General features: G+C 65.2%; 19 protein-coding genes. 6 read left to right on the top strand and 13 right to left on the bottom strand.

Translation table 11 applies throughout. From position 1 onward, the window contains the following. Positions 1-26 precede the first annotated feature (26 nt). The 3 genes from CAF92_RS02275 to CAF92_RS02265 all read left to right on the top strand — a co-directional run bounded on the left by CAF92_RS02275 (position 27) and on the right by CAF92_RS02265 (position 4,485). Complete coding sequence (locus CAF92_RS02275) at positions 27-1,010, top strand: SCO family protein (protein WP_085598918.1); 984 nt, start codon at positions 27-29, stop codon at positions 1,008-1,010. A gap of 80 nt (positions 1,011-1,090) precedes the next feature. Next, positions 1,091-3,415, top strand: coding sequence for a bifunctional diguanylate cyclase/phosphodiesterase (locus CAF92_RS02270; protein WP_085598916.1), 2,325 nt, complete (start codon positions 1,091-1,093; stop codon positions 3,413-3,415). 119 nt (positions 3,416-3,534) lie between these two features. Next, entirely contained in the window at positions 3,535-4,485 is a 951-nt protein-coding gene (locus CAF92_RS02265; RefSeq protein WP_085598914.1) for a site-specific integrase, read from the top strand. Here CAF92_RS02265 and CAF92_RS02260 read toward each other — a convergent pair. The 3 genes from CAF92_RS02260 to CAF92_RS02250 all read right to left on the bottom strand — a co-directional run bounded on the left by CAF92_RS02260 (position 4,475) and on the right by CAF92_RS02250 (position 8,017). Next, entirely contained in the window at positions 4,475-5,470 is a 996-nt protein-coding gene (locus CAF92_RS02260) for an SMP-30/gluconolactonase/LRE family protein (protein WP_085598912.1), read from the bottom strand. The genes CAF92_RS02265 and CAF92_RS02260 overlap by 11 nt on opposite strands. 87 nt (positions 5,471-5,557) lie before the next feature. Continuing rightward, positions 5,558-6,697 carry a glycerate kinase gene (locus tag CAF92_RS02255; RefSeq protein ID WP_046614201.1) on the bottom strand — a complete coding sequence of 380 codons (1,140 nt, stop codon included), beginning with the start codon at positions 6,695-6,697 and terminating at the stop codon, positions 5,558-5,560. Positions 6,698-6,919: 222 nt separating this feature from the next. Next, complete coding sequence (locus CAF92_RS02250; RefSeq protein ID WP_025339054.1) at positions 6,920-8,017, bottom strand: sugar diacid recognition domain-containing protein; 1,098 nt, start codon at positions 8,015-8,017, stop codon at positions 6,920-6,922. Positions 8,018-8,180: 163 nt separating this feature from the next. On the opposite strand from CAF92_RS02250, the gene CAF92_RS02245 reads away from it, so the two are divergent. The 3 genes from CAF92_RS02245 to CAF92_RS02235 all read left to right on the top strand — a co-directional run bounded on the left by CAF92_RS02245 (position 8,181) and on the right by CAF92_RS02235 (position 12,310). After that, the gene (locus tag CAF92_RS02245; RefSeq protein WP_046614202.1) at positions 8,181-9,509 is read left to right on the top strand and encodes an MFS transporter; all 1,329 of its coding nucleotides are present in this window, start codon (positions 8,181-8,183) and stop codon (positions 9,507-9,509) included. Positions 9,510-9,707: 198 nt separating this feature from the next. After that, positions 9,708-11,228: an FAD-dependent oxidoreductase gene (locus CAF92_RS02240; RefSeq protein ID WP_085598910.1), complete on the top strand. Its 1,521-nt coding sequence runs from the start codon at positions 9,708-9,710 to the stop codon at positions 11,226-11,228. Between the two features lie 71 nt (positions 11,229-11,299). Then, a complete protein-coding gene (locus CAF92_RS02235; protein ID WP_046614204.1) occupies positions 11,300-12,310 on the top strand; it encodes an aldo/keto reductase in 1,011 nt (336 codons plus the stop codon). A gap of 116 nt (positions 12,311-12,426) precedes the next feature. On the opposite strand, the gene CAF92_RS02230 is transcribed toward CAF92_RS02235, so the two are convergent. The 10 genes from CAF92_RS02230 to benC form a co-directional block, all read right to left on the bottom strand. Next, positions 12,427-13,407, bottom strand: coding sequence for an LLM class flavin-dependent oxidoreductase (locus tag CAF92_RS02230; RefSeq protein WP_085598908.1), 981 nt, complete (start codon positions 13,405-13,407; stop codon positions 12,427-12,429). A gap of 100 nt (positions 13,408-13,507) precedes the next feature. Next, a complete protein-coding gene (locus CAF92_RS02225; protein ID WP_085598907.1) occupies positions 13,508-14,419 on the bottom strand; it encodes a LysR family transcriptional regulator in 912 nt (303 codons plus the stop codon). Between the two features lie 107 nt (positions 14,420-14,526). Beyond that, positions 14,527-15,219: a TraX family protein gene (locus CAF92_RS02220; protein WP_085598905.1), complete on the bottom strand. Its 693-nt coding sequence runs from the start codon at positions 15,217-15,219 to the stop codon at positions 14,527-14,529. A gap of 3 nt (positions 15,220-15,222) precedes the next feature. Next, the gene (locus tag CAF92_RS02215) at positions 15,223-16,299 is read right to left on the bottom strand and encodes a metal-dependent hydrolase (protein ID WP_085598903.1); all 1,077 of its coding nucleotides are present in this window, start codon (positions 16,297-16,299) and stop codon (positions 15,223-15,225) included. Positions 16,300-16,569: 270 nt separating this feature from the next. After that, positions 16,570-17,820, bottom strand: a complete 1,251-nt coding sequence (locus CAF92_RS02210; protein ID WP_085598901.1) for an OprD family porin — start codon at positions 17,818-17,820, stop codon at positions 16,570-16,572. 54 nt (positions 17,821-17,874) lie between these two features. Next, positions 17,875-19,074: a benzoate/H(+) symporter BenE family transporter gene (locus tag CAF92_RS02205; protein ID WP_085598899.1), complete on the bottom strand. Its 1,200-nt coding sequence runs from the start codon at positions 19,072-19,074 to the stop codon at positions 17,875-17,877. Positions 19,075-19,205: 131 nt separating this feature from the next. Beyond that, positions 19,206-20,120 carry a catechol 1,2-dioxygenase gene (gene catA / locus CAF92_RS02200; RefSeq protein WP_085598897.1) on the bottom strand — a complete coding sequence of 305 codons (915 nt, stop codon included), beginning with the start codon at positions 20,118-20,120 and terminating at the stop codon, positions 19,206-19,208. A gap of 30 nt (positions 20,121-20,150) precedes the next feature. Continuing rightward, on the bottom strand, positions 20,151-21,500 hold the full coding sequence (locus CAF92_RS02195) for an aromatic acid/H+ symport family MFS transporter (protein WP_085598894.1): 1,350 nt from the start codon (positions 21,498-21,500) through the stop codon (positions 20,151-20,153). 58 nt (positions 21,501-21,558) lie between these two features. Beyond that, a complete protein-coding gene (locus CAF92_RS02190; protein ID WP_046614213.1) occupies positions 21,559-22,320 on the bottom strand; it encodes a 1,6-dihydroxycyclohexa-2,4-diene-1-carboxylate dehydrogenase in 762 nt (253 codons plus the stop codon). A gap of 145 nt (positions 22,321-22,465) precedes the next feature. Next, on the bottom strand, positions 22,466-23,476 hold the full coding sequence (benC, locus tag CAF92_RS02185) for a benzoate 1,2-dioxygenase electron transfer component BenC (protein WP_085598891.1): 1,011 nt from the start codon (positions 23,474-23,476) through the stop codon (positions 22,466-22,468). Between the last annotated feature and the right edge of the window lie 55 nt (positions 23,477-23,531).

Raw genomic sequence — 23,531 nt, 5'->3', positions numbered from 1 at the left:
CTATCGTAATCGACGAGGACCGCATCATGTCCGGCTCATGGCGTTTCCTGCTGGTGCTCTCGCTGTTCGCCGTCAGTATCCCGTTCTGGCCGCTGCAACCGCAGCAACCCGTGGCCGACGAAGCTGCAACGCCCTGGGGCGCCGACTACTTCCCCAACATCCCGCTGCTCACCCAGGACGGTGAAAAAGTGCATTTCTTCGACGACCTGATCAAGGACAAGGTGGTCGCCATCAACTTCATTTTCACCGGCTGCTCCGATTCCTGCCCGGTGGAAACTGCTCGCCTGCGCCAGGTACAGAAAATCCTCGGTGACCGGGTTGGCAAGGACATCTTCCTCTACTCCATCAGCATCGACCCCTACAACGACACCCCCGCCACCCTCAAGCGCTACGCCGAAAAGTTCGGTATCGGCCCCGGCTGGACGCTGCTCACCGGCGAACCAGCCGATATCGAACAATTGCGCCGCAGCCTGGGGCTGTACATCGATGGCCTTGAAAACGGCCGTTCCAAGGACCACAACCTGAGCCTGATCATCGGCAACCAGGCCACCGGCCGCTGGATGAAGGCATCGCCCTTCGAAAGCCCGTACATCCTCGCCGACCGCCTGGGCAACAGCCTGCACAACTGGAAACAGGCCAGCGCCATGGCCAACGACTACGCCCAGGCTCCCGCTGTGCGCGCCCCCAGCAGTGGCGAGCAGCTGTTCCGTACCCGCTGCTCGTCCTGCCACACCTTGGGCAACGCCGAGCCAGGGCAGCCTGGCATCGGCCCAGACCTGCTGGGCGTGACCCGCCAACGTGATGCCAACTGGCTGACCCGCTGGCTGAAGGAGCCTGACCAGATGCTGGCCCAGAAAGACCCCCTGGCCATGCTGCTGTACGAACAGTACAACCGCGTGGCCATGCCCAACATGCGCCTGGGCGATGCCGAAGTCAGCGCGCTGATGAGCTACATGGAGGAAGAAACCGCGCGCCTCCAGACGCCCCTTGCCGATAAGGGCAATCCTTAAGGCAATTGGCCATTAGTCATTAGGCTGTCATCTTACTGTCGTATTTTTCGACCATCACCCAGGGTCGGGAACTATCAGCAGTGATTCGCCGTTCGCTTTCATCCGCCAGCCTTCTGCGGCTGCTGATCCTGATGCTCTGTGCCGCCACCCTGGCCTTTCTCTGGGGGCTGCACGTTTCGCAGAGGGCCGCCGCCCGCCAGGACGCGCTGTCAGCCAAGGCCGCCGAGCACCTGAACCTGGCCAGTATCGTCAGCGAAAGCCTGCGCCAGCTGGTGGATCGCGCCCAGGCCGTGGGCCGGGTCACCCAGGACGACATGAAGGTGCTGCGCCAGGGCAGCGCAAGCCTGGCGCGAATGCTTGCCGAAGACCCGGTTTTCAAGCGCATGAGCCTGTACGACCGGCGCGGCCGGCTGTTATCGGCCAGCCATGCCGACGAGGCCGACGAGCTGCCCGAAGACTGGTTGCGCCAGTTGCAGCGGCACGTTGCCCGCTACGGTTTCAAACCGTTCCTGCCCAGCGTGCAGCCCCCAGGCCAACCGGTCACCGAGCCCAACTGGCGCCTGCCCTTCCTGCTGCCGCTGACCAACCTGCCCGGCCGCGAGATCGACAGTATCCTGGTGGTGCAGCTGGACATCGGCTACCTGGCCGTGCTGCTGCAGCACATCGACCTGGGCACCAGCGGGCTGGTGCGCCTATTGCAGGATGACGGCCTGGAGCGGTTGCGCATCGATCGCAGCGGCGTGGTGGTAGCCGATGACGCACTACTGCCAGGGCTGCCGGACAACGGCAGTGAAGCGGGCATGCTGACCCAGTACGCGGCCGGCGCCCCGTACCAGAGCCTGTACCGGCGCCTGCCCGGGCGGGGTTTCAGCGTGGTGGTCAGCCAGCGCCAGGAGGAAATCCTCGCGCCCTCCACGCTGGCCTATTCCCGGCAGTTCTGGCTGAACCTGAGCATGACCCTGATGATCCTCGCCAGCCTGCTATGGACCTTGCGACTGTTGCGCAAACGCCAGGAGGCCTTCAGCGCGCTGGAACAGGCCCAGCAGGTCAACCAGCAGTTGATCGGCCGCCTCGAGGACGAACACCGGCGCAGCAGCCACGCTGCGGCCACCGACCACCTCAGCGGCCTGCACAACCGCCGCCAGTTCGTCGAGGTGGCCGGCCAGGTGCTCACCCGGCAACGCGGCAAGCGCCGGCTGATGGCGATCCTGTTCATCGACATGGACCGCTTCAAGTCGATCAACGACTCGCTCGGGCACAAGATCGGCGACTTGCTGCTGCAGGCCGTGGCCGGGCGTATCCAGCGCCTGCTGGAGCCCGGCGACGAGGCCTCGCGCTTTGGTGGCGACGAGTTCGTGGTGCTGCTGGCCGGCGAGCGCAGCGAGGAACAGATCAATGCCTGGGTCCGCGTACTGGTGCAGAGGCTGTCGGCCACCTACGCGCTGGACGGCCAGGAGGTCAACACCAGCCCCAGCGTGGGCGTGAGTATCTGCCCGCGCGATGGCCAGGACATCGACAGCCTGATCCGCAGTGCCGATGCCGCGATGTACTCGGCCAAGCAGGCCGGGCGAGCCCAGTACCGCTTCTTCGACCCGTCGCTGAACCTGGCCGACATCCACGCCTTCACCCTCGAACAGGCCTTCGGCAGCGCCCTGGCCGAGCGCCAGTTCGTGCTGCACTACCAGCCACAGATCCGCCTCGACACCCAGCAGGTGCTGGGCTACGAAGCGCTGGTGCGCTGGGACCACCCCGAGTTCGGCCTGCTGTACCCGGACCGGTTCATCGGCCTTGCCGAACGCAGTGGCTTCATTGTCGAGCTGGGCTGGGAGGTGTTGCGCCTGGCCTGCGAGGCGTTGTCGGGTTGGGGGGCTCAGGGCCGGGACACGCGGCTGGCGGTCAATGTCTCCGCCCTGCAACTGCGCCAGCCGGATTTCGCTGCACGGCTATTGAGCAAACTGCAGCAGTACGCCATCGCTCCGCAGCGGCTGGAGCTGGAAATCACCGAAACCACCATCCTAGAGCCCGAAGGCACGGCGGTGGCGCACCTGCACACCCTGCGCAACGCCGGTTTGGGGGTCAGCCTGGACGATTTCGGGCGCGGCTACGCCGGCTTCGCCCACCTGCACTCGCTGCCGCTGAGCAAACTGAAGATCGACCGCTCGCTGATTGCGCCGCTGTCCAACAGCCACGACGACAGCCCCATCGTGTCGTCCACCATCATCCTTGCCAAACGTCTGGGCCTGGAGGTGGTAGCCGAGGGCGTGGAAACCCGCGAACAAGTGGTGTGCCTGAAGCTTGCTGGCTGCGATATCGCCCAGGGCTATCACTTCAGCCGGCCGCTGTCGTCGGCGCAGCTGCGCGACTACCCGCTGTTCAACGGTATCGAGGACAAGGCCTGCGTGTAACAGAAGCTCTGGCCGGGAGCAGCGAATGAGTGATGGGTCGTTGGTACGCCAGCATCACAGCCGGGACAGGCAATTCATTTCGGTTTATCGTGTGCCCATCCTCCACTTGCACCTGCACCATGACTGACATCGAGCGCTACGTCCGCGCCGCTACCCGTGACAACACCCGGCGCAGCTACCAGGCCGCCATCGAGCATTTCGAAACCCACTGGGGCGGTTTTCTGCCGGCCACGGCCGAGAGCATCGCCCGATACCTGGCCGACCACGCCGACCAGCATGCCGTGAGCACCCTGCGCCAGCGCCTGGCGGCGCTCAGCCAATGGCACGTCGCCCAAGGTTTCCCCGACCCGACCAAGGCGCCGTTGGTGCGCCAGGTGCTGCGCGGCATCCGCACCTTGCACCCGACGCCGCCCAGGCAGGCCGCGCCGCTGTTGCTGCAGCACCTGCAAAGCGCAGTGGAATGTTTTGAAGAAGAAGCCCGCCAGGCCCGGGAGCAGCATGACCTGGCCACCCTGCGCCGGGCGCGTCGCGACGCTGCGCTACTGTTGCTGGGCTTCTGGCGCGGTTTCCGTGGGGATGAACTGGCACGCCTGCGCGTAGAGCACATCCAGGCCGAGGCCGGTGTCGGCATCACCCTGTTCCTGCCGCGCAGCAAAGGCGACCGCGAAGCCCTTGGCGTGCAACACCGCACCCCGGCCCTCAAGGCGTTGTGCCCGGTCACGGCCTACCTGCAATGGCTGGAAGTCGCCGGCATCGCCCATGGGCCAGTGTTCCGCAAGCTCGACCGCTGGGGCAACCTCGGCGACACCGCGCTCAACAGCAACAGCCTGGTCGGCCTGCTGCGGCGCATGCTGGAACGCGCCGGGGTACCGGCGGCGCTGTATACCGGCCACTCGCTGCGCCGTGGCTTCGCCACCTGGGCCACGGCCAATGGTTGGGAGTTGAAGGCGCTGATGAGCTATGTGGGCTGGAAAGACGCCAAGTCGGCATTGCGCTACATCGACGCGGCGCAGCGCTTTGGCGAACTGGCCGTGCTACCGGCCAGCCAGGCACAAAAGCTCATTCCTTGAAGGTATGGCGGGCTATACCGCCAATTTCGGGGCTGATGGCATACAGGTCGCCCGCATCAGGGTAATGGTGCAGGTCTTCGGCACTCATGCCGAAGCGCGCGGTGCTGATGAACAAGGTATTCATCCCCTCCCCCCCGAAACAGCAACTGGTGGGGCAAGGCACCGGCATCAGCACCTGATCGGTGAGGTGGCCATGGCGGTCATAGCGCAGCAGGCAACTGCCATGGTACTGGCACACCCACAGGCCGCCTTCGCGGTCCAGCGCAAGGCCGTCCGGCCGCCCCAGTTCGGCGGGGGTTTCGGCAAACAGGGTGACCGCGCCAAGCCGGCCTTCGGCCAGGTAACTGGCGCGATAGATCGAGCGCGCCGCCGAATCGACGAAGTACACCGTGTGGCCGTCCTGCGACCAGGCCAGGCCGGTGGGCAACGCCATGTCGTCGTGGATCACCTGATCATTCAAGTTTCCGTCAAAGCGGAACAGCGCCCCGGTGTTGCCGCTCAGGGCATCGTCCATCAGACCGGTCACGAAGCGGCCCTGGGGGTCGCAGGCGCCGTCGTTGAAACGGTAGGTCGACCGCGGGTGAACCGACACCGAATGCCGACGCACCTTGCGCAGCGGTACGTCGAAGATGGCCACGCTGGCATCCTCGGTGAAAATCAGGTTGCCTTGGTTGGTCAACGCCAGCGCGCCGATGCGTGCCGCGGACTCGTACAGGCACTCGGCTTGACCATCGGGCCTGAGGCGGTTGATGCGCCCGCCAGAGATATCGACGAAGTACAACGCACCGCTGCGTTCATCCCAGACCAGGCTTTCGCCCAGGTCGGCGCGGGTGCTGGCGACGTTGACTGGCAGGTAGCTGCATGGCTGGAGGTGGTTACGCAGCTCGCCCGCCTGCGCAAGCGTCAAGGAACAGGCCAGTCCCAGGCCCTGTGCGGCATCGGTGAACACCGCTACGTTGTCTTGGAATGGCTCTGTGACGGGCATTTGCTGGCTACCTTCGATTCTCCTTCCTACGATAACAACAAAAAAATCAATGACCAAGCGCGGGGTGCGGCTGACTGCAGCGGTCAATCAAGTTCGCGTTGCGCGGCGCCACAACCGCCCGATATCACAAGCACGCGCCCGCAACAGTTCAGCGGCATCGGCACATGCCTGCTCCAGGCTCATCGGCCCGCTGGCCAGGGCAAAGGCAGCATCGACACCGTGGGCATACAGCTGTTGGTAGCCTTCACCCAAGGTCCCGGCCAGCACCACCACCGGCACCCCGTGGCGCTTGGCAACCCGGGCCACGCCCATCGGTGTCTTGCCGCGCAAGGTCTGGGCGTCAAAGCGCCCTTCGCCGGTCACCACCAGGGCTGCGCCCTGCACCAAGGCATCCAGGCCGGCCAACTCAGCCACCACTTCCACCCCGGGGCGGAATTGCGCGCCCATGAATGCCCGCGCCGCGAACCCCATGCCGCCGGCAGCGCCACAACCAGGGTAGTCCCGTACATCTTCACCCAGCAGCTGCGCACAATGGTCGGCAAAATGACTCAGGGCGTGGTCCAGCGCCTGCACCTGCTGTGGGTTGGCGCCTTTCTGCGGGCCGAAGATCGCCGAGGCACCATTGGCGCCACACAGCGGGTTGTCGACGTCTGCTGCAACTTCGAACTGCACCTCAGCCAGGCGCGGGTCGAGGTCGCTGGCATCGATGCGGGCCAGTTTGGCCAAGGCCAGGCCGCCCTCCTCCAGCACTTGCCCGTCGGCGTCCAGCAGGCGCAGGCCTAGCGCCCGCAACATGCCACTGCCCCCGTCGTTGGTGGCACTGCCGCCGATGGCCAGCACTACCCGTTGCGCGCCGGCGGCCAGGGCGGCGGCAATCAGCTCGCCGGTGCCCCAGGTGCTGCTGCGGCAGGCATCGCGCTGGCCAGGCGGCACCAGCTGCAGGCCACTGGCCTGGGCCATTTCGATAATGGCCGTGCGGCTTTGCGGAAGCCAGCCCCAGCCCGCCTCCACGCTTTGCCCCAAGGGCCCGCGCACGGCCTGACGACGCAGTTCGCCGTGGCTGGCGGCGAGAATCGCATCCATGGTGCCTTCGCCACCGTCAGCCATCGGGCACTCGACCAGCTCGGCCTCGGGCCATGCCTCGCCCAGACCCGCTGCGATGGCGCGGGCGACACCGGCAGCGTCGAGGCTGTCCTTGAACGAGTCGGGGGCAATGACGATCTTCATGGGGGTTCTCCTGTCCTGATGAGCGGCATGCTGACAGGTGGCTGCCAAGGAGGCCTCGGTCAAATGCACAAAACGCCGGGCGGGTTGTTTGGGCAGTTGCCTTTCGCCTGTACTGGCCCTATCGCCGGCAAGCCAGCTCCCACAGGTTCAACACAGGCCTAAGAGCAGCAAGTATCCTGTGGGAGCTGGCTTGCCGGCGATTGGGCCGGTGCAGGCTGCCCTTCAGTCGGCAGGCAGCAGCTGCAACCCCAGGTACAAGCTAAGCATCCCTTCCATGCGCAGTGGGTCGACCTCGCCCAACTCGGCAATCCGCTCCAGGCGGTAGCGCAAGCTGTTGCGGTGGATGCCCAGGGCATCGGCACAGGCCTGGCTCTGGCCGTCATGGGCACACCAGGCGCGCAGGGTGGTGAGCAACTGCCCACTGCTGTCCTTGCTGCGAATACGCTGCAACGGCTCCAACAGTTCATCCAGCGCATCATCGTTGCGATGCCGCCACAGCAATGCCGGCAACCGGTAGCGCTGCAGGCTGAGCAGGCGCTCGCCGGGCAGTACCTCGCGCCCATAGGCCAACAGGTCGCGCACCCGGCGATAACCCCGGCGCAGTTGCTCCAGGCTTTGCGCGGCACTGCCCAGGGCCAGCCGCTCCACCTCCCAGCCATGACGCTGCAGGCGTTCCAGCAGACGAGGCTCGTCCAGCACCACGCCAGCCGGGCGACACCACAGCAACGACTGGCGGGCCGGGCTTACGCACCAACTGTCCGGGTAGCGGCTCATCAACCATGCCGCCAGGGTTTCGGCAGCTGGCCCCGAGGCCAGTTCGAACAGGCACGGTACCCGTGGCAACTGGGGTTTCAAGCCCAGTTGCCGGGCCTCGTCGAGCAACCGCGGAGAATCGCCGCTGCCGCCCAGCAGCAGGGCCAGCAAATCGTCACAGCGCTGCCGTCGCCATTGCTGGTCGGCCTGCAAATGGCGCTGGGCCAGCAGCATTTCGGCGGTCATGCGCACCAGCTCACCATAGGTACGCACTTGCTGCGGGTCACCGGTCAGGCCAAGTACGCCCATCAATCGGCCATCGAGCATCAGCGGCAGGTTCACCCCGGGCTGCACGCCCTTCAGGCATTTGGCCGCGTCGGTATCCAGCTCGACGATACGGCCGTTGGCCAACACCAGTTGCGCGCCCTCGTGGCGGGTGTTGATACGCTCCGGTTCGCCACTGCCGAGGATCAACCCCTGGCTGTCCATGACATTGACGTTGCATGGCAGAATGGCCATCGCCCGGTCAACGATATCCTGTGCCAGGTCATGGTCGAGTTCGAACATTGAGCGGTCCTTTGGAGATCAGGGTTTTGGGCTCGGGCACAGCAGCCCGGTGCAAGTGCTGTGCAAAAGCACAAAGACAGGCACGCCGCAGTCCCCGAGACTCGTCAGGGCGAGCGCCGGAACAGGCGACGCGGCGACAACCATAACAACAGAGAACCCGATCATGGCATACAGCCCCGCCCCTGACCAAGGCACGGACACCCACCGCAACGCGCTGTACCGGCGCATCACCCTGCGGCTGATTCCGTTCATTTTCATCTGCTACCTGTTCAACTACCTGGACCGCGTCAACGTCGGCTTTGCCAAGCTGCAGATGCTCGACGCCCTGAAATTCAGCGAAACGGTGTACGGCCTTGGCGCCGGCATCTTCTTCATCGGCTATGTGCTCTGCGGCCTGCCGAGCAACCTGGCGCTCAACCGCTTCGGCCCGCGGCGCTGGATCGCGCTGATGATGATCGCCTGGGGCAGCCTCTCCACCTGCCTGCTGTTCGTCACCACACCCACCGAGTTCTACGCCCTGCGCCTGCTGACCGGCGCCGCCGAAGCCGGCTTCTTCCCGGGCGTGGTGCTGTACCTTTCGCGCTGGTTCCCGGCGGCCCGTCGCGGTCGCATCATGGCCCTGTTCATGTCGGCGATCCCGGTTTCGGGCCTGCTCGGCGGGCCGTTCTCCGGCTGGATCCTGCAACACTTCGCCGCTGGCCAGCATGGCCTGGCCGGCTGGCAATGGATGTTCCTGATCCAGGGCCTGCCAACCGTTGCACTGGGTGTACTGGCGGTGTTCCTGCTCAGTGACGGCTACCAGAAAGCCGCTTGGCTGAGCCCGACCGAACGCCAGCTGATCGCCGCCGACCTCGAGGCCGATGCCGCCAGCAAGCCGAGCACTACCGGCGACAGCGTGCTCGCCGTGCTGACCAACCCGCTGATCTGGACCTTCGGCTTTGTCTATTTCTGCATCCAGAGCGGTGTGTACGCGATCAACTTCTGGCTGCCGTCGATCATCAAGAACATGGGCTTCGACAACCCGTTGCTGATCGGCTGGCTCAGCGCCATCCCGTACCTGCTGGCCGGCGTATTCATGATCCTCTGCGGGCGCTCGGCCGACTTGCGCAACGAGCGCCGCTGGCATCTTGTGGTGCCGATGCTGATGGGCGCCATCGGCCTGCTGATCGCGGTGAACTTCGCCGGCAACCCGGCCATCGCCATCCTCGGCCTGTCGATCGCCACCATGGGCGCGCTCACCGGCCTGCCCATGTTCTGGCCGATGCCCACCGCGCTGCTCAGCGCCAGCGCGGCTGTTGCAGGCCTTGCGATCATCAACTCGGTGGGCCAGATGGCCGGTTTCCTCAGCCCGTACCTGGTCGGTTTCATCAAGGACCAGACCGGCTCGACCGATGCCGCACTGTATTCGCTGGCGGCGTTGATCGTGTTCGGTAGCCTGGTGGCCTTGCGGGTTACCCGGTCCGGTGCGCTGAGTACTGCAAGGGCCAGTTGAACCTCTTCGCGGGCTCGCCCGCTCCCACAGGATCACCACAAGCTCGAACGCTGTGGTATCCCTGTGGGAGCGGGCAAGCCCGCGAAGAGGCCAGCCCAGGCCACGTAAAATCCACACCCTCCACCGATCGTCAGCTCAACGCATCCCCTCCCCGACCCAGGCGTCAAATGGTTCCAAAGGCCCCTTTGGAGAACCCCCATGACCCAGCACGCCGTTGCCCGCCTGGCCCAACTCGACGAATACCGCCCCCTGCGCGTCCAGGCCGGCAGCGAGGAAATCATCCTCATCCGCCAGGGCGACCAGGTGCACGCCTACCAGGGCAACTGCCCCCACGAAGGTGCGCCACTCAATGAAGGCGTGGTGTGCGGCGGCCTGCTGGTGTGCCCTTGGCACAAGGCCGCGTTCGCGGTGGACGAGGGCGCGGTCTGCGAGCCGCCGGCCCTGGCCGACCTGCGCCGCTACAAAACCTGGGTCAAGGGCGACGAGGTCTGGGTCGACGACCAGCCCCTGCCCAGAACCGAGCCGCCCCGCCACAGTGATGCCCGCTGTTTCGTGGTGGTCGGCGCCGGTGCCGCGGGCAGCGCCGCAGTTTCCACCCTGCTGGCCCATGGCTTTGCCGGCCGCCTGGTCTGGATCGATCAGGAGCACCAACCAGCCTACGATCGTACTTCCCTCAGCAAGTTCGTGATCGCCGGGCAGATGCCGCCCGATGAAGTACCGGCCCTGCTCGAGGCCGATGCCCTGCGCAAGGGCCACCTTGAACGCAAGCATGGCAAGGTGCGCACCCTGAACACCCAGAAACGCCAGGTTACCTTGGCCGACGGCCAGCAGATCGACTATGACGCCTGCCTGCTGGCCACCGGCGGCAAGGCGCTGCGGCCCGATATCCCGGGTGTTGACCTGCCCGGGGTATTTACCCTGCGCTCAAGGGAGGATGCCGCGCACTTGCTGGACGCTGCCGAGCCCGGCCAGCCGGCAGTGATCGTCGGCGACGGTTTCATTGGCCTGGAGGCCGCCTCGGCCTTGCGCAAATATGGCGTGCAGGTGCACCTGGTCACCCGCCATGAGGTCCCCCTGGCCCGGCAGTTGGGCGAGCGCATTGGCCGTAGCATCCGCGAGCTGCACGAACGCAAGGGGGTCACCTTTCATGGCCCCACCGAGGTCGAGCGGATCGAGGGCCAGGGCAAGGTCGAGGCCGTGCTGCTGGCCAACGGTGAACGGCTACAGACGCCATTGGTGCTGCTGGGCACCGGGGTCAGACCGGCGACCGCTTTCATACAAGGGGTGCTGCTGACCGAAGACAAGTCGGTGCAAGTGGACGCTGAAATGCGCGCTGCAGATGGCCTGTGGGCCGCAGGGGATATCGCCACCTTCCCGCTCAGCGGGCGCCCGGTGCGTATCGAACACTGGCGCCTGGCCCAGCAACATGGAGTGATCGCCGCCGCCAACATGCTTGGCGAGCAGCGCCGCTACGCCGACGTACCGTTCTTCTGGACCTACCAGCATGGCCGCACATACGAAGTACTGGGCCACGCGAGGGACTGGAACCGTATCGAGTTCGTCGGCGAGCCGGAAAAAGGCGACTTCATCGCCTTGCAATGCGTGGATGAGCGGGTCGAGGCGGTCATTGCCAAGGGCTATTCCGATGCCATGGCGACGCTGTCGCAACGCCTTAAGCGCCCGCTGAGCTTGCAGGAGGCCTTGGCGCTGATCGGTTGAGGCTGCCTTTCATTGCGCCCCGGTTGTGTGTAAAACGGATAGATCAGCCGACCGCACAAGGACCCAAGCGCATGATCTACCGCCCCCTCGGCCACAGTGGCCTGCAGGTTTCCGCCCTTACCCTGGGCAGCATGATGTTCGGCGAGCAGACCAGCACCGAGGACGCCCTGCGCATCATCGACAAGGCCAGGGACCAGGGCATCAACTTCATCGACACCGCAGACGTGTACAACGCCGGGCGCGCGGAGGAAATCGTCGGCGAAGCGGTGGCCCGCCATCGCCAGGACTGGATCGTGGCCAGCAAGGTTGGCTTTGGCCCGGCCGATGGCCTGCCCAACCGCAGCGGGCTATCGCGCAAGCACATCTTCAATGCCCTGGAAGCCACGCTGACGCGCATGGACATGGACTACCTGGACATCTACTACCTGCACCGCGAAGACCACAAAGTGCCGCTGGAAGAGAGCGTGCAGGCCATCGGCGACCTGCTGCGCCAGGGCAAGATCCGCTACTGGGGCGTGTCCAACTTCCGTGGCTGGCGCATCGCCGAGGCATGCCACATTGCCGAGCGGCTGGGCGTGCCCAGGCCGGTGGTGAGCCAGCCGCTGTACAACATCGTCAACCGCCAGGCCGAACCGGAGCAGCTGACTGCTGCGGCAGCCCATGGCCTGGGCGTGGTGCCGTTCAGCCCGCTCGCGCGGGGCGTGCTCAGCGGCAAGTATGCGCCGGGAGCGGTGCCGGATGCCGGTAGCCGTGCCGGGCGCCAGGACAAGCGCATCATGGAGGTGGAATGGCGCCAGGAGTCGCTGGCCATCGCCCGGCAGATCCAGGCCTATGTGGAGGCCAAGGGCGTGGGTATCGTCGAGTTCGCGATTGCCTGGGTGCTGAACAACCGGCTGGTCAGTTCGGCAATTGTCGGGCCGCGGACGGAAGAACAGTGGGATACCTATGGCGGCGCGCTGGCGGTGAAGATTACCGCCGAGGATGAAGCGTTCATTGATTCATTGGTGACGCCGGGGCATGCGTCGACGCCGGGGTTCAACGATGTGGCGCATTATGTAAGTGGGCGGTTGGCCCGCAGCTGATCCGTCTCCTGTTCTGACCTCTTCGCGGGTAAACCCGCTCCCACAGGATCACCTGTGCCTTCAGGGCCTGTGCAACCCCTGTGGGAGCGGGTTTACCCGCGAAGAGGCCGGTAGCTTTAACCCAGCTGCGCCAGGGCTTGCGCGGCATAAGCATGCGAACGCTGCCGCGCCAGCGGGTCGTGGATGCGGCAGTCGATCATCAGTTCATCCGCCCCGGTCTGCTCGATCAGGGTGCGCAACCCTTCCCTTACCCGCTCCGGCCCGCCGGCCACGGTGCAGGCCATCACCTGTTCAAGTACCGCGCGCTCATGGTCCGGCAGGCTTTCGACATACCCCTCCTGCGGTTTGGGCAACAAGCCGAAGCGCCCGACATGCAGGTCCAGCATCCATTTGCGATGGGAGCTGGCCAGGTAATCCGCCTCGGCATCGCTATCGGCGGCGAACAGGTTCATGCCCACCATCACATACGGCTTGGCCAGTTGTGCCGAAGGCTGGAAGTTGGCCCGGTAATGGGCGATGGCCTGCAGCAGGTAGCGCGGGGCAAAGTGTGAGGCAAAGGCATAGGGCAGGCCCAGTTTCGCTGCCAGGTCGGCGCCGAACAGGCTGGAGCCGAGGATCCACACCGGGATGTCATGCTTGCCCGGCACGCCGCGTACGCGGCGCTTGCCGTTGTCGGCCAGGTAGTCACGCAGCTCGGCGATGTCCTGGCTGAAGTCGCGCTCTGGCGCGGCACCACGCAAGGCACGCACGGTCGGCCCGGAGCTGCCCGGCGCCCGGCCGAGCCCAAGGTCGATGCGGCCAGGGTGCAGGGTGTCGAGCGTGCCGAACTGCTCGGCCACCACCAACGGCGCGTGGTTGGGCAGCATGATGCCACCGGCACCGACGCGAATATGCCGGGTGGCGTTGGCGATTTCGTTGATGACCAGTGATGTTGCGGCCGAGCCGATGCCCGGCATATCGTGGTGTTCGGCGATCCAGTAGCGGCTGTATTGCTGTTGCTCGACATGGCGCGCCAGTTGGCGGGACTCTTCGATCGCGTCGGCGAAGGTCTTGCCTTCGCCGATCATGACCAGGTCCAGTACGGACAGTGCAGTCATGGGGTCTCCACAGGGATTATCAGTGACTGCCAGTTTCCTTGCTGCGCCGACAGCGATAAACCCGGTTTCAGGCCCGGCATAGGGGCCTCCCATTCCCCAATCAGTATTCCCAGGGCACGCCCGGTTCCCAGCTGGCTACCAGCAGGTCGATGAAGCCGCGTACCCGTGGCGACAGGTGGCGCTTGCTTGGGTAGACGATGCGAATCGGGTCCGCCGGCGGCCGATAGGCTTGCAGCACCTCCACCAAGGTGCCACTGCGCAGGTCGTCGCCAGTGATGTAGGTGGGCAGGTGAATCAGCCCGAAACCCGCACGGGCGCCATCGAGCATCGCCTCGGAGCTGTCGATGTTCAGCCGCCCGGGGTCTTCGCACAGGTGCAGCCCCGCTTCGGTATGGAAGCGCCACGGCATGGCCTTTTCGCCGGCCAGGAAGGCGATCCTGTCATGGCCGTAGAGGTCGCCGGGCACCTGCGGTACGCCGCGTGCGCCCAGGTATGCGGGCGAGGCGCAGGTGACGAACTGCTGCCAGGCCACCGTGCGCGTCAACAGTTGCGAGTCTTCCTTCGGTGCGCCGATACGCACCGCAACGTCGATACCCTCCTCGACCAGGTCGACGAAACGGTCGGTGAAGCGGATATCCGCGCGCAGTTCAGGCCACTGCTTCAGGTACCGGTCGAGAATCGGCAGCACATGGCGCTGGCCGAACGACAGGGGGGCTGTCAGACGCAGGGTGCCGGTGGGCTTGCCGCGGCGCTGGGCCATGGTGCTTTCCACCTCGTCCAGGTCATCCAGAATCTGCCGCCAGCGCTCGTAGGCCACCAGGCCCTCGTCGGTCAGGCTCAGCTTGCGCGTGGTGCGGTTGAGCAGGCGCACGGCCATGCGTGCCTCCAGGCGAGCGATGCTCTTGCCCACCGCCGAGCGCGTCAGGCCCAAGGTGGCGGCGGCGGCGGTAAAGCTGCCGGCCTTCGCGGCGCTGACGAAGGCGGCGATGTCGCCGAAGCGGTTGGGTTCCATGGGTGGTTCCTGAGTCTGGTGCGGCCGGTTTAGATGGGTATGGATTTGTGAAATGCAACCAGGACTATCGAGGCTGCACGCTCCTGCAAGTGTGGCTGCCAGAGCGATCAAGCGAAGACCTTGATCACCAGTAGATGCACCGGATAGAACAGGTAGCCCCAACGTCCCACTTCAGGCACCCGCCAATCATCATGACGCAGCAGCAGCAATCCGACCGGAATGGCCAAGGCTGCAGCAATCAGCGTCAGCACGGTAATGGGCGCCAACAGATGTTCCCGCAACCAACTGTTGGTCAGGTTCCCCCCCATCGCCAACAGGCAAGGCAACACCCAGGCCGGCCCTCCTTTGCGGCGGGCCATCAACCAGGCGCCCGGCAGCATCACCCCCGGCAGCCCGTACATCAGCTGATCACTGAGCAACCACCCTGCAAGCAGGCCGGCAACGCCAAGCACGCGCGCCGACCTCGACGGATGATGCACGCCCCAAGCAACCAGCAACCCCAGCACCAGGGTCGGCATCACGCTGAACGTTGGCGAACCACTGTCCAGCCAACGGTAGGCAGGCTCCGACAGCACCGCGAACACCAGCATCAACCCCAGATAGCGCAGGTTGCCGCGGGTGTACAGCGCCCCGCCCCTGGCGCGCCCGACATTCACCGCAATCGCCAGGCAGAACAGCGGAAACGCCAACCGGCCCACTACGAACAGGCCATCGGCACCCGGCCACAGGAAACGCAGGTGGTCGGCGACCATGGTCAGCATCGCCGTCCACTTGACCATGTCCAGCCCGGCTGATCGCATGCCTCAGCGCCCGGGTTCGACTGTGGCGGGCCCCAGGTAGCGATCGGTCCAGGCAGCCAGCGGCAAAGGTGGCTGCTGTTCGACGATCCGTCGCCAGATCAGCACCAGGTCGTCGCCGTTGAATGCCGCCCCTGGCCCGGCACCCTTCCACATCGACGGCACATCGGCAATCCAGTCCCCCTGGCTGTCACGGTGGGCCATTTTGAAGCGGAACGTGTAGTTCCCCGGAATGCCCATGCGCAGGTCGCTGACCACCAGCACATCGCCGACCTGGTCGTAGCGCAGCCAGTCATCGGTGAACCAACGCAAGCGCTGATGCAACGGGTTCCCGGCCAGCGCTTGCGCGAGTTGCAGATTACGCGGCAAACGCTGCATTTCTGGCGCTTGCTGGTCGAACGTACTGCTGATGCCTTCGTAGTAATCGCCCTCCGGGGTCTTGGCCAGCACCCGCCAGACCAGGCTGTTGAAGGCTATCGGCACGGCACGTACCTGGCTGACGGCGATACCTTGGCGGTCGAGGGCGGCCTGGAAACGCTGCTCGGCCGCCATGCGTCCGGCCAGGCCGAAACCCAGGTAGCAGGCGCTGAATACCAGGGCCAAGGTCAACAGCTGCGTAGCCTTGCTGGTCAGCCCTTTGATGATTGCGTAGATCACTGCGGCCAGCAGCGGCACGGTGTAGACCGGGTCGATGATGAACACCGCTGCCCAGCTTTCCGGGGTAGCCTGCAAGGGCCAGAACAACTGCGTGCCATAGACCGTGAAAGCGTCGAGCAACGGGTGGGTGACCAGCACCAGCCAGAACGCCAGGAACAGCCTGGGCAGGGTATAGCCTTTGTCTGGCCAGCACCTGTTGACCAGCCAGGCCAGCAGCAAGGCCAGCCCGGTGAGCACGAACAGGGAATGAGAAAAGCCGCGGTGGTAAGTCATCTGCGACACCGGGTCGGCGTAGCGGATGATCACGTCCAGGTCGGGAAGCGTGCCCAGCGCCGCGCCGTACAGCAGTGAGCGGCGGCCCTGGATGCGGCCGAGTACGGTACCTTGCAGGGCCGCGCCGAGTACGGCTTGGGTGATGGAGTCCAAGGGAGGCATTCCTGAAAAGGTGGTTTCCAGAAGCTACCTTCATCCTGCCCTGAAGCGCAATTCCCTTGGTTATGGGCGTTCATTCTGGGAGGTTGCCCAGCCCTTTTGGGCTGCGCTGTCGCGTAGATAACTGACATTGCAAGCAATCCGCGTACCCCGTGGGAGCGGCTTTAGCCGCGAAGAATCCAACGCGGTGCATGGCACCGGCTGCGCCGGTGTTCGCGGCTAAAGCCGCTCCCACAGAGGTCCCGCAGGCATGCTGTGGATGCGTCAGAACAACTGCCAGGTATAGACCAGCGTCAAACGGTTCTCGTCGATGTCGCTGCGGTAGTTGGACCGGGCCATGGCATTGCGCACCCTGATCCCCAGCCCCTTCAGCACCCCGCCCTGCACGGCGTAACCGATGTCCAGGTCGCGCTCGCGGTCGCGCCCTTCGTAACCCAGCCCAGTGTCGACATTGTTACCGGTTATGTAGCGTACGGTCGCGGTCAGCCCCGGTACGCCCATGGCCGCGAAGTTGTAGTCGTAGCGCACCTGGTACGAGCGTTCGTCGGTGTAGGCGAACTCATAGGTCGGCACTTCGTTACCCAGCGGCGAGATGTTGGCGAACACCCGTGGGAACGGGCTGTCGCCGTAAATGCCCTGGTAGCCGGCATGGAAGCTGTGCCCGCCATGCCGGGCAGTGAACATGGAGAAGAATGCCTGGTTGTCGATGTTGCCGAGCAACGCATCGCCATCCTCGCGCGCAGTGAAATACCCCAGGTTGGCGCTGAGCACCCAGCTGCCTACGGGCTTGCTGTGCTTGAGGCCGACAAAGCCCTGTTCATAGATGTCCTCCAACTGCCCGTACCACAGGCTGACGCTGCTCTGGTTGGCATTGAACGCATAGTCCCCGCCCAGGTAGTTGAAGGCATCGCTTTCTACCTGGCGCATCGGCACATGGCCGAGCATGGCGTTCATCTTGCCGTCACCGCCTTCATTGCGCAGGTGGGTGCTTTTCAGGTGCCCGGCCTGCACGGTCAGGCCATCCATTTCCGCCGAGCTCAGGCTTGTGCCCTGGTAGGTCGGTGGCAACAGGCGGATGTCGCTGAATGTCAGCACCGGCAGGTTGGGTTGCAGTTCGCCGACGCGCAATTCGGTTTTGGACAACCGTGCCTTGAAGGTGGGCGTCAGGCGGCTGTATTCGTCGGCGGCGCGGCCATCCCCGTGCACCGGCAGCAATCCGGTGTTGGTACGGTCGGGGCTGCTGTCGAGCTTGATACCCAGCAGGCCCAGGGCGTCAACGCCAAAGCCGACCGTACCCGGGGTGTAGCCCGACTTGAAGTCGAGGATGAAGCCCTGGGCCCACTCCTCGGCCTTGGATTGCCGATTGGCCCCGACGATGTCGGAGAAGTCGCGGCTGAAGTAGTAGTTACGGGCACTCAGGGTAGCCTTCGAATCTTCGAAGAAGCCGCCTTCGGCGGCCAGCAACGGTTGGCTGAGCAAAGTCAGGCCCAGGGCGACGCAAGGGGTGTGGTTCATTCCGAAGCTCTCTTGATCTTGTTTTTATGGGTAAAGCGTTGGAAGCACGACGGTTCATGGGGTACGGCGCAGCACCTCCCGGGCTCGTGGCTGGCGCAGCCTGAGCAACCCATGGCTCAGCAGGCCGAACAGCAGGCCCCAGAACGCTGCCGACAGGCCCAGGAAGGCCACCCCCGAAGCGGTGACCAGGAAGGTGAACAACCCGGCATCGCGCTCGGTTGGTTCCGCCAGGCTGCGGGCCAGGGCTTCGCTGATGGCACCATGCAGCGCCAGCCCGGCCAGGGCGGCGATCAGGGCAGCGGGGAATGCTGCGAACAGCGACATCAGCGTGGCCCCGGCGATCCCCAGCAGCAGGTACAGCGCACTGCCAGCCACCGCCGCGACATAGCGCCGCCGTGGGTTTTCATGGGCTTCATGGCCAGTGCACAGGCTGGCGGTGACCGCCGCCAGGTTCAGCCCGTGGCAACCGAACGGCGCCAGCGCGGCACCGGCCAGCGCGCTGGCACTGATGATCGGGCTGGCCGGCGTGGGGTAGCCGGCGTTGCGCAGCACCGCCATGCCCGGCATGAACTGCCCGGTCAGGGCCACCAGCACCATTGGCAGTGCCAGGCTGAATACCGCTGCCAGGCTGAACTGCGGGATGACCCACTGCGGCGACGCCAGCTCCAGCACCAACGCCTCGCTGCGAAACGCTCCGCTGGCGACGGTCACCGCCGTGCCCACGCACAGCACCGCCGCCACGGCGTAGCGCGGCTGCACCCGGCGCATCAGCACGTAGGTAACGAACATTGCCACGACCAGCAGCGGTTGCACCGGCAAGGCGCGGAACACCTCGATGCCGAAGCTGAACAGGATGCCGGCCTGCATGCCGGCGGCGATGGAGCCCGGCAGGCGCGCGATGATGCGGTCGAAGGCCCCGCTGATGCCTATCAGCAGCAAAACCAGGTTGGCCACCAGGTAGGCGCCAACGGCCTGTTCCAGGCCCAATTGCGGCAAGGCGGTGACCAGCAGCGCCGAGCCTGGTATCGACCAGGCGATCACCACCGGCACCCGATAGCGCAGGCTGAGCAGCGCGCCAAGCACGGCGCTGCCCATGGACACTGCCCAGACCCAGGAGGACAGTTGCCGATGGGACAGGCCGGCGGCTTCTGCGGCGTGGAAGATGATCACCAGGGGGCCTGCGTAGGAGATCATCGTGGCGATGCAGCCGGCGACGATGGCGGACAGTGAACTGTCCTTGATCAGGGTTTTCATGGCACCTCTCGCATCGGTGATGTATGGCAAGGGCTGTGTGCCCTTGATCGCCGGCAAGCCAGCTCCCACAGAGGTCACAGGTTTCAGCCCCGTGGTGATCCTGTGGGAGCTGGCTTGCCGGCGATAAGGCTTCAGGCCTCCTGCAAAGCCCGCGGCCGCCCACTGCGCTGCTCATCCGCACCGCCCTGGGCCCGCTGCAACTGGAAGTCGAACTTCAACTCGGCATGCCGCCCCGCCTCGCCCTCGACGAACACCACCTCGCCCACCAGCCCATCGCGCGTGGCATAGGCAAAGTCATCCCACAGGTACTTGTCCCCGGCCAGGTTGATCTGCGTGGTCAGGTGCCGGTGCCCAGGCGCCGAGATGAAGAAGTGCACATGCGCCGGGCGCTGGCCATGGCGGCCCAGCAGGTCCAGGCACTCCTGGGTCGGCCCCTGCGGGTCGCAGCCGTAGCCTGACGGCACGATGGAGCGCGCGCGGTAGCGCCCTTGGGCATCGGTGACTATGCGCCGGCGCAGGTTGTACTCGGACTGGCTCTGGTCGAAGAACGAATAAGTGCCACGGGTATTGGCATGCCACAGGTCGACCGTGGCCCCCGGCAGTGGCCGGCCTTGCGGGTCGAGCACCCGGCCCTCCAGGTACATCAGCGTGGCAACGCCCTCCTCGCTACCGTCGTCCATGCGCACTTCACCTTCGGCGATGGGCGCACCGGCCACGTACAGCGGGCCTTCGATGGTGCGTGGGGTGCCGCCGACCAGGCCTGCCTGCTGGTCCTTGGCATCCTGCAGCAGGTCGAGGAAGTGTTCGATGCCCAACCCCGCCACCAGCAGCCCGGCTTCACCACGGTCGCCCAGGCGGTTGAGGTAGTCGACGGCATGCCAGAACTCGTCCTCGCTGATTTCCAGGTCTTCGATCAGCCGCGCGGTGTCTTGCAGCAGGCGCTGCACAATGCGCTTCAGGCGCGGGCTGCCGGCATCGTTGCCAAAGCCCGCGGCCTCTTCGAAGAACTGCTGTACCTCGGCAGTGTGGGAAATTTTCACGGTCATGGTGGGTTACCTCATGTTGTTGTTCTGGAGTTACGCCTGCGCCGCAATGGCCTGGGCATGCCGACGGCCGCTGGCCAGGTGCACGGCCATGGCCAGCGCGGCAATTGCGCCGGGGATGGCGAAGGCGATGAAATTGAGTTGCAGGGGCAGGTTGATGCCCATCAGCGCACCACCCAGCAGCGGGCCGACGATGGCGCCGTTGCGGCCGATGCCTGAGGCCCAGCCCAGCCCGGTGGAGCGCACCGATAGCCCGTACAGTTGAGCGGCGCCTGCATACAACAAAATCTGCGTGCCGATGGTGGTGGCGCCGGCAATGAAGATCAGCAGGTACAGCACCGGCATCGGGCTGTTGACGCCCAGCAGGCTGATCGACAGCGCGGCGGCAATGAAGAACGCCACCTTGACCTTGACCAGGTTGTAGCGGTCGCCCAGCCAGCCGCCGAGGATTGCCCCGGCCATGCCACCGAAGTTCAGTGCCAGCAGGAACGACAGGCTCGAGCCCAGGCTGTAGCCGGCGTTGGCCATCAGCTTCGGCAGCCAGGAGCTGAGCGCGTAGACCATCAGCAGGCAGCAGAAGAACGCCAACCACAGCGCAAGGGTGCGAATGGCCAGGCCGTTGCGGAACAGTTCGACTACAGCGGTGAACTTGCCGGCCCTTTCGCGGGGCGAGCCCGCTCCCACAGGAGCGACCAGTACATCGTCAGGTTGCACGTCACAATCCGGGTCCAGCCGCTTGAGCAGCTTGCGGGCCTCGTCGGTACGGCCCTGGCGTACCAGGAAACCGATCGATTCAGGGAGGTAGTACAGGATCACCGGCAACAGCAGCAGTGGCACCGCTGCGGCGAAGAACATCGATTCCCAGCCGAAACGCGGCAGCATGAAGATGCCGACACCCGCCGAGAGCATGCCGCCCAGCGAGTAGCCACTGAACATGATCGCCACCAGCGTGCTGCGCAGGCGCCTGGGCGCGTACTCGTTCATCAGTGCCACGGCGTTGGGCATCAGGCCGCCACAGCCAAGGCCAGCAACGAAACGGTAGATGCCGAACTCGCTCGGGTTGCTGGCAAACCCGTTGAGGATGGTTGCCCCGGAGAACAAGGCGAAACAGATGGCGATACCCTTCTTGCGCCCGATGCGATCGGCCAGGCTGCCGAAGGCCAGGGCGCCGAACATCATGCCGAACAGTGCATAGCTGCCCAATGCACCGGCCTGCAACGGGGTCAGGCCCCACTCTTTCATGATGACCGGCAGTACCACGCCGTAGATGAACAGGTCATAGCCGTCGAAGATCAGCAGCAGGCCGCACCAGGCCATGACCATCCAGTGGAACGGGGTAAAGCGCGCGTTATCGATGATCGGGTGTACGTCAAGGGTTCGCATGGCATCTGTCGCTCTTGTTTTTGTTGTGAAAGAAAGCTCTTTGCCTTGTGGGTGTCGCTCAGCCGAGGTCGCCGCCCCCTACCGGCAAGGTCACGCCGGTGATGTACGAGGCTTCGTCGGAAGCCAGGAACAGGATCGCGCCCACCTGCTCGTCGATGCTGCCGTAGCGGTGCATCAGGCTGCTGTCGAGGGTCTGATCGACGATCTGCTGGTACCAGTGCCTTTCCTGTTCGGTCTGCTCGGCGGTGTTGCGCGGCACGCGCCGGGGTGGCGCTTCGGTGCCGCCGGGGGCGGTGGCGTTGACCCGGATGCCCCGGCCGGCGGTTTCGAAGGCCAGGCACGCAGTCAGCGCGTTGACGCCGCCCTTGGCCGCGCCATAGGGCACTCGGTTGACGCCACGGGTGGCGATGGACGAGACGTTGACGATGGCGCCGCTGCCGCGTTCGAGCATGTACGGCAGAGCGGCATGGCAGCACCACAAGGTGGGGAACAACGAACGGCGTACTTCGGCTTCGATCTGGTCCACTTCGTAGTGTTCGAAGGGCTTGGCCCAGATGGTGCCGCCGACATTGTTGACCAGGATGTCGAGGCGGCCGAATGCTTCAACCGCGCTGGCCATGACCCGGGTGCAGTCGCCGTGTTGTTCCAGGTCGGCGGTGAGGGTGAGCATGCCCTCGCCGGCCAGTTCGTGAACCAGTTCGGAGCGGTCTACCGCGACCACCTGTGCGCCTTCGGCCTTGAGCCGCCAGCACACGCCACGGCCGATGCCCTGGGCGGCACCGGTGACCATGGCGACCTTGCCTTGGAATCGGTTGTTCATATCCATCTCTCCGGTTCGCCACAGTTCCTGTGGGAGCGGGCATGCCCGCGAATGCGTCCGACCAGACAAAGTTGTTGAACCTGCTGGCCTCTTCGCGGGCACGCCCGCTCCCACAGGGTCGGCGTATTACTTGGAATAAAAGGAATCAGGCCGCCGCCGCGAACTTCTCGTAGTAGAAGTTCGCCGGGGTAATGCCCTGCTCGCGCACGTACTGGCTGACCGCCTCCACCATTGGTGGCGGGCCGCACAGGTACACATCCACATCGCCGTCGTTGAGGTGGCGCGGTTCGATGTGCTGGGTCACGTAGCCCTTGCGCGGGTACTGGCTGTCCGGGTTGGCCACGCAGGCGCTGAAGGTGAAGTTGGGGATGCGCGCCGACAGCGCCTGCAGGCGGTCGAGCTCGACCAGGTCGAAGTCGTTGGTCACGCCGTAGATCAGGTGCAGCGGGTGCTCGCTGCCCTGCTCGGCGATCTTCTCCAGCATCGCCGTGAACGGCGCCAGGCCGGTGCCACCAGCCAGCAACAGCAGTGGGCGCTGGATCGGCCGCAGGTAGAAACTGCCCAGCGGCCCGGCCAGGGTCATGCTGTCGCCGGCCTTGGCCAGGTTGGTCAGAAAGTTGCTCATCAGCCCGCCCGGCACGTTGCGGATCAGGAAGCTGACCTCGCCGTCCTTCTGCAGCGAACTGAACGAATAGGCGCGGCTCTGCTCGCTGCCCGGCACCTTGAGGTTGACATATTGCCCCGGCAGGAAGGCCAGGCGGCTGAGGGCCTCGCCCTTGATCGACAGGGCAATGGTGCTGGCCGACAGCTGGCGGACATCGCTGATGGCGGCCTCGAAACTGGCCTGCTCGGTCTTGCACAGCTGCGACGAGGCCGGGATGCGGATGACACAGTCGCTTTCGGCGCGCATCTGGCAGGTCAGTACGTAGCCTTCGGCGACTTCGTCTTCGCTCAGGGCATCTTCGATGAAGTTGTCGCCCAGGTCGTAACGCCCGGACTCGGCCTTGCACTTGCAGGTACCGCAGGCGCCATCGCGGCAGTCCAGCGGGATGTTGATGCCCTGACGGTAGGCGGCATCGGCCACGGTTTCATGACCGGTGGCCTCGATGAAGCGGGTCACCCCGTCTTCGAAATTCAGTGCGATCTGGTAGCTCATGTTGCACCTCGCGGGCGAGCCGGGCCACGGCGCGTCGCAGGACGCACCGGGCAGC

The organism is Pseudomonas sp. B10(2017) (assembly GCF_002113295.1).
Lineage (GTDB): Bacteria > Pseudomonadota > Gammaproteobacteria > Pseudomonadales > Pseudomonadaceae > Aquipseudomonas > Aquipseudomonas pudica.
This window is presented reverse-complemented; position numbering and strand designations above follow the sequence as displayed.

Coding starts and splice junctions, on each gene's coding strand:
- CAF92_RS02275 (WP_085598918.1), top strand. CDS start 27: ATGTCCGGCTCATGGCGTTTCCTGCTGGTGCTCTCGCTGTTCGCCGTC.
- CAF92_RS02265 (WP_085598914.1), top strand. CDS start 3,535: ATGACTGACATCGAGCGCTACGTCCGCGCCGCTACCCGTGACAACACC.
- CAF92_RS02260 (WP_085598912.1), bottom strand. CDS start 5,470: ATGCCCGTCACAGAGCCATTCCAAGACAACGTAGCGGTGTTCACCGAT.
- CAF92_RS02255 (WP_046614201.1), bottom strand. CDS start 6,697: ATGAAGATCGTCATTGCCCCCGACTCGTTCAAGGACAGCCTCGACGCT.
- CAF92_RS02250 (WP_025339054.1), bottom strand. CDS start 8,017: ATGTTCGAACTCGACCATGACCTGGCACAGGATATCGTTGACCGGGCG.
- CAF92_RS02245 (WP_046614202.1), top strand. CDS start 8,181: ATGGCATACAGCCCCGCCCCTGACCAAGGCACGGACACCCACCGCAAC.
- CAF92_RS02240 (WP_085598910.1), top strand. CDS start 9,708: ATGACCCAGCACGCCGTTGCCCGCCTGGCCCAACTCGACGAATACCGC.
- CAF92_RS02235 (WP_046614204.1), top strand. CDS start 11,300: ATGATCTACCGCCCCCTCGGCCACAGTGGCCTGCAGGTTTCCGCCCTT.
- CAF92_RS02230 (WP_085598908.1), bottom strand. CDS start 13,407: ATGACTGCACTGTCCGTACTGGACCTGGTCATGATCGGCGAAGGCAAG.
- CAF92_RS02225 (WP_085598907.1), bottom strand. CDS start 14,419: ATGGAACCCAACCGCTTCGGCGACATCGCCGCCTTCGTCAGCGCCGCG.
- CAF92_RS02220 (WP_085598905.1), bottom strand. CDS start 15,219: ATGCGATCAGCCGGGCTGGACATGGTCAAGTGGACGGCGATGCTGACC.
- CAF92_RS02210 (WP_085598901.1), bottom strand. CDS start 17,820: ATGAACCACACCCCTTGCGTCGCCCTGGGCCTGACTTTGCTCAGCCAA.
- CAF92_RS02205 (WP_085598899.1), bottom strand. CDS start 19,074: ATGAAAACCCTGATCAAGGACAGTTCACTGTCCGCCATCGTCGCCGGC.
- catA (WP_085598897.1), bottom strand. CDS start 20,120: ATGACCGTGAAAATTTCCCACACTGCCGAGGTACAGCAGTTCTTCGAA.
- CAF92_RS02195 (WP_085598894.1), bottom strand. CDS start 21,500: ATGCGAACCCTTGACGTACACCCGATCATCGATAACGCGCGCTTTACC.
- CAF92_RS02190 (WP_046614213.1), bottom strand. CDS start 22,320: ATGAACAACCGATTCCAAGGCAAGGTCGCCATGGTCACCGGTGCCGCC.
- benC (WP_085598891.1), bottom strand. CDS start 23,476: ATGAGCTACCAGATCGCACTGAATTTCGAAGACGGGGTGACCCGCTTC.